Source organism: Glaciimonas sp. GG7 (assembly GCF_052976905.1).
The window spans coordinates 1-1,510 of sequence record NZ_JBRIIQ010000211.1 but is presented as its reverse complement, the minus strand read 5'-3'; the positions used below and the strand labels follow the sequence as shown (position 1 = coordinate 1,510).

Genomic DNA, 1,510 nt, shown 5'->3' with positions numbered 1-1,510 from the left:
CAGACGGATCAGGCTGATGACATGTTTGAGCGTAGCGAGTTGGTCATCAGACCCGTCTGGCGGTAGGAAAATGTGGGAACCGCGGAGCGGCAGCGGCATTTGCGGTCGCCTTTTCTTTGGTTACTTTCTTTTGGCGAAGCAAAAGAAAGTGACCGGCTGTCGGGCCGCCCCCGACAAGCATCCACGGAGTAGCAACCGTATTAATCAACGAAACAAAACGCAACGAATCAAAACGCAATAAAACAAAACGAAACAAAATCACCCAAAAGGTTTACCAAATCATGAACTCAAATAATCACCAACAAAAATCCATCCTGCTAAGCACACTGCTAGCATTATCGATTGGAATGCTAACCACATCCGCAACCGCCACCCCCAACGCCTACGTCCCCAACGAAAAATCCGGCACCATCTCCATCATAGACACCGCCACCGACACAGTCACCGCCGAAATCAAAGCCGGTACAAAACCCCGCGGCACAGTCGTCACGCCCGACGGCAAAACCCTCTACGTCAGCGACCAACCAGCCAACGCATTACTCATCGTTGATCTAAAAGCAAAAGCAGTCACCGGCACAATCCCCGTCGGCGAATCCCCTGAAGGCGTAGGCATTTCACCCTCAGGCAAATGGATAGTAGCCGCCAGCGAAATCACCAACTCCGTCAACTTCATCGACACAGCCACCAACAAACAAGTCTTCAACATCGTCACCAAAGGCAAAAACCCCGAACACGCAGAATTCAGCCCGAACGAAAAATGGCTCTACGTCAGCGCCGAAGAAGCCGATCAGGTTGACATCATCGACATGGACAAGCGCCAGCAAGTCGATCAAATCAAACTCGGCAAACGCCCCCGCGGCATCGCCTTCACCCCCGACGGCAGCAAAGCCTACGTCGCAACCGAACTCGAAAGCATGGTCTACGTCATCGACGTCGCCACCCATAAAATCATCGCCGAAGTCAAAGCCGGAAGCTTCTCCAACGGCGTCACCATGGCCCCTAACGGCCAACACGTTTATATTTCAAACGGCAAAGACGCCTCCGTCTCCGTCATCGATACCGCCACCAATAAAGTCATTGCCACCGTCCCGGTCGGCCAGCGCCCATGGAACATGGCCATCACCCCGGATGGCAAAAAACTCTACGTAGCATGCGGACGCTCCAACGCCATCTTCGTCATCGATACCGACACCAACAAAGTCAGTAAAGAAATCGCCGTCGGCACATCGCCTTGGGGCGTCGCCATCAGATGAGCACACGCGTGAGCGCACAAAATAAGCGTGCAAGCAACGTCACTGGTACAAAAAAGACCAGCGACAGACTCCGCTATACCAAGCCTGCCATTGCCCTGCATTGGCTCATCGGAATGCTTATTATCGGGATGATCATCCTGGGCTATTTCATGACCGATATCCCCAAGGGAACACCGGGGCGGGCCGTGTATTTCAACCTGCATAAATCGAGAAATACTGCGATCTGGCGCAAATGATATTGGGCGCGGGCGCTGCCG

2 protein-coding genes are annotated in these 1,510 nt (G+C 53.3%); both read left to right on the top strand.

Annotated elements, in window-relative coordinates; all coding sequences use genetic code 11:
* Nucleotides 1-281 precede the first annotated feature (281 nt).
* Entirely contained in the window at nucleotides 282-1,253 is a 972-nt protein-coding gene (locus ACVBEF_RS21175) for a YVTN family beta-propeller repeat protein (RefSeq protein ID WP_447125867.1), read from the top strand.
* On the top strand, nucleotides 1,250-1,489 hold the full coding sequence (locus ACVBEF_RS21170) for a cytochrome b/b6 domain-containing protein (protein WP_447125866.1): 240 nt from the start codon (nucleotides 1,250-1,252) through the stop codon (nucleotides 1,487-1,489). The genes ACVBEF_RS21175 and ACVBEF_RS21170 overlap by 4 nt, the downstream gene beginning before the upstream one ends.
* The last annotated feature ends 21 nt before the right edge of the window (nucleotides 1,490-1,510 follow it).

Excerpts from the sequence above, each read along its gene's own strand:
- ACVBEF_RS21175 (WP_447125867.1), top strand. The coding sequence starts at position 282 with ATGAACTCAAATAATCACCAACAAAAATCCATCCTGCTAAGCACACTG.
- ACVBEF_RS21170 (WP_447125866.1), top strand. The coding sequence starts at position 1,250 with ATGAGCACACGCGTGAGCGCACAAAATAAGCGTGCAAGCAACGTCACT.